At 56.8% G+C, this 3,267-nt stretch carries 2 protein-coding genes and 1 pseudogene; 2 read left to right on the top strand and 1 reads right to left on the bottom strand.

Annotated elements, in window-relative coordinates; translation table 11 throughout:
• The coding region (locus P406_RS26710; RefSeq protein ID WP_046237869.1) for a transglycosylase SLT domain-containing protein at window positions 1-479 on the top strand (479 nt) is incomplete at its 5' end.
• Between the two features lie 38 nt (window positions 480-517).
• Here the strand turns inward: P406_RS26710 and P406_RS26715 are convergent.
• Window positions 518-1,609, bottom strand: a pseudogene (locus P406_RS26715) (IS4-like element ISPsy33 family transposase); the annotation flags it as partial.
• Window positions 1,610-1,657: 48 nt separating this feature from the next.
• Here P406_RS26715 and P406_RS28480 point away from each other — a divergent pair.
• Window positions 1,658-3,237 (top strand): IS3-like element ISPsy31 family transposase gene (locus P406_RS28480; RefSeq protein ID WP_085991147.1). Its coding sequence is split into 2 segments (ribosomal slippage): window positions 1,658-2,147 and window positions 2,147-3,237, totalling 1,581 coding nucleotides; the frame shifts between segments, so codons are not numbered across the junction.
• The last annotated feature ends 30 nt before the right edge of the window (window positions 3,238-3,267 follow it).

Genomic DNA, 3,267 nt, shown 5'->3' on the forward strand with positions numbered 1-3,267 from the left:
CACTCAGTGGTAGCGGTGGGCTGCATTTGCCCCAGCAGCTTGAGCAATATCGAGGCGACATAATGGACGCCGCCAAGGCCACCGGCATGCCACCCAGCGTGATCGCCGGGCAGATATGGGCTGAGTCGCGGGGTCAGTTGAATGCAGCTACCACCAACGTCAACGGCAAGGCCGACGCGGGCCTGATGCAGGTCAACGCAGACACGTTCAAGTCATTGCAGCAGCAAAATCCGGGGTTGTTGGGCAATGACGTCAACGATTCGCACACAAACATCATGGCGGGCGCGCTCTACCTACGTGACCAGAACAAGGAATTCGGCGACATGGGGGCTGCACTGCGCGCATACAACTCCGGGCCCGACAAGGTCAATAAAGCCGACCTCAGCGACACGGGCGGCGTGGGTGGCAGCAGCTACCCGGCGGATGTACTGAACTTCGCGAAAATCATCGAAAGCGGACAGGGCAATTTGCCCGCGTGACGCCTGAGTTAAACGGCCCGCGCAACGCGCAATGCTGTTCACTTAAGCGGTGCAGCCTTGCGGTTAACCGGATACCGGGTTTTTGACATCTTCACCGCCCTGGGCCTCGCCGGCCTAGGGCGTTTTGTTATGAAGAGCACACCGATGCTGCCACGCAGTTCCTCCAGGCGCCTCGGCGTATGTGATGGCGACACGGCCCCGGCCATGACCACCAGATGACTGGCAATGTGCTGACAGGCAAACTTGAAACTTATCTCGCTGGGCGCCCGCTTGTGAGCGACAGCCGCCTGACTGGCTTCTCGGCGCACCACGTTATACGCCAGTAAAAGCCCCCACAACTCTTGGTAAACAAGGTCCACGGTCTTGCTGCGAAGCGTCAGAGCATTGTCTTGCATTGAGCTTTTGATATCTCTGAAACCCAACTCGATCTCCCACCGCTCGTGATAAAGCGTCGCAACCTGTTCTGCGCTAAATTTCGAAGCCGGTAGCGAGGTGAAGACCGTTTTCTCATTTCCTTCAACTTGGTAAGTCACAGCTCTTACCTGCCAGTACTCAGGTAATGCCGGATTCTTTTTACGCGCCTGCGGCGAGACCCTCATCTGCACCAGATAATCGCCATCGCCATAATGTTCGACTTCCGTCCTGACCGTTCCTTTGCGTTCAGGGATCATCCAGTGCCTGTTTTGCTCAGCGTTTTGGATACTCAACAACAGATCAGCGCTGAAAAACCCTTTGTCCAGTAAGGTCACCGAGTGATTGGGTATGCTTTCCACAAAGTCCTTAGCCAGTGGGATTTCACCCTTGCGATAGGGGCTAATGGCAGCATTGGCAATGATGTGGGAGCGTGCATTCATCAGCGCGACAAGACGCAACACCGGGTAGGGCGTCTGCCGATTGGAGGAGGTGTTGCCTGAGCCAAAGTGCGCACGTAACTGAGGTGTTTCCGGGGTTCGAAACAGCGCACCATCGACGGCAAAAACCTGAAGTCCGTGCCAGTCATCCTGCGGGTAGCGCTCGTATCCCCAGGTACTGGCGCACTGTCGAAATAGCCAAGACACAGGCTGATTGCCCAGGCGCTGACGCGCCTGTGAAAGGCCGCTCTTCGCCAAAAGTACCTCGTTGGCTAGACCCCCCGGTGTCAGGATAGTTGTCGCCTCTCCGGTTTTTCCTAAAAAAGCATGACCGGGGGCGGAAAGAGACTGATCGTGCCGTACTATTCGCCTGAACGCAGAGCTGCATTACTCAAGATGCTGCTCCCCCCGCTGAACCTGTCGATGGCCGAGGTTTCCCGCCGCGAAGGGGTCAGTGAAATGTCTTTGTCCAACTGGCGCAAGCAGCTCAGTTATGAAGGAAACGAAGTGTCTGAAAATACTCCCCTGACCGAAAAATGGTCAGCCGAAGCCAGGTTTGCTGTTGTGCTCGAAGCCGCCGGTTTATCCGAGATCGACCTGAGCGAGTATTGTCGCCGCAAAGGCCTTTATCCCGAGCAGATCAACGCGTGGCGACACTCGTTCATCACGGGCCAGAAGCCGGAAAAGACCCAGCAAAAAGAAGACCGTGAGCAATCTCGCAAAGACAAGAAACGCATACAGGAACTTGAGCGCGAACTGCGCCGCAAAGACAAGGCGCTCGCTGAAACCGCGGCGTTGTTGGTGCTGCGAAAAAAGCTCAACGACTACTGGGGGACCGTCGACGAGGACAACTGACGTCCTTGCCTGAGCGCCTGTTACTGATTGACTGGCTAAATACCGCTGTTGCAGAGGGAGCCCGAAAAGCAAGGGCCTGCCAGGAAATCGACCTGTCATTGCGTACCTTGCAGCGATGGACGCAGACAGACGTTTTCAAGGCTGATGCCCGCACAACGGTCACGCGGCCGACTCCGTCCAATGCACTGAGCGACGTTGAGCGCCAAGCTATTATCACACTGTGCAACAGCCCTGAGTACGCTCACCTGCCGCCCAGCCAGATCGTGCCACGGCTGGCCGATCAAGGGTGTTATCTGGCGTCGGAGGCCACGTTTTATCGCGTCTTGCGGGCCGCAGGTCAACAACAGCGTCGAGGGCGCAGTCAGCGTCCCAGACGATATGCGGCACCGACGACACATGCAGCCAAAGCGCCGAATCAGGTGTGGTCGTGGGACATTACGTACCTGCCGTCACCGATAAGGGGCAAGTATTATTACCTCTATTTGATCGAGGATATTTACAGCCGCAAGGCCGTTGGCTGGGAAGTTTACGAGATGGAAAGCGGCGAGAAAGCCGCCGCCCTGCTGCAACGCAGCGTGATAGGCGAGCAGTGTTTGCACGAGCCGCTGGTGCTGCACTCGGACAACGGTGCGCCGATGAAATCGGTGACGTTGTTAAGCAAGATGTATGAACTGGGCATCACCCCGTCGCGTGGGCGACCGCGTGTCAGCAACGACAATCCTTACTCGGAGTCGCTGTTCAGGACACTGAAATACTGCCCGCAATGGCCGCAGGACGGGTTTGCCAGCCTTGACGCGGCACGCCTCTGGGTGAGGGATTTCATGCGTTGGTACAACAATGATCATCGGCACAGCCGGATACGTTTCGTGACACCGACTGAGCGGCATCGAGGGCTGGACCATCAGATCCTGGCCAGGCGACATGAGCTGTACGAGCAAGCCAGAGAGAAAAGGCCAGAGCGGTGGTCGAGGGAGACACGCAACTGGGAACCGATCGGCACCGTGCTGTTAAACCCGGATCGAGAGCAAAACGTTGAGAAAAAAGCAGCATAGTTAGACGGTTGACGCGACAACTACCTTGAA

The sequence above is a fragment of the Pseudomonas syringae pv. coryli str. NCPPB 4273 genome (assembly GCF_000972175.1).
GTDB lineage: Bacteria > Pseudomonadota > Gammaproteobacteria > Pseudomonadales > Pseudomonadaceae > Aquipseudomonas > Aquipseudomonas syringae.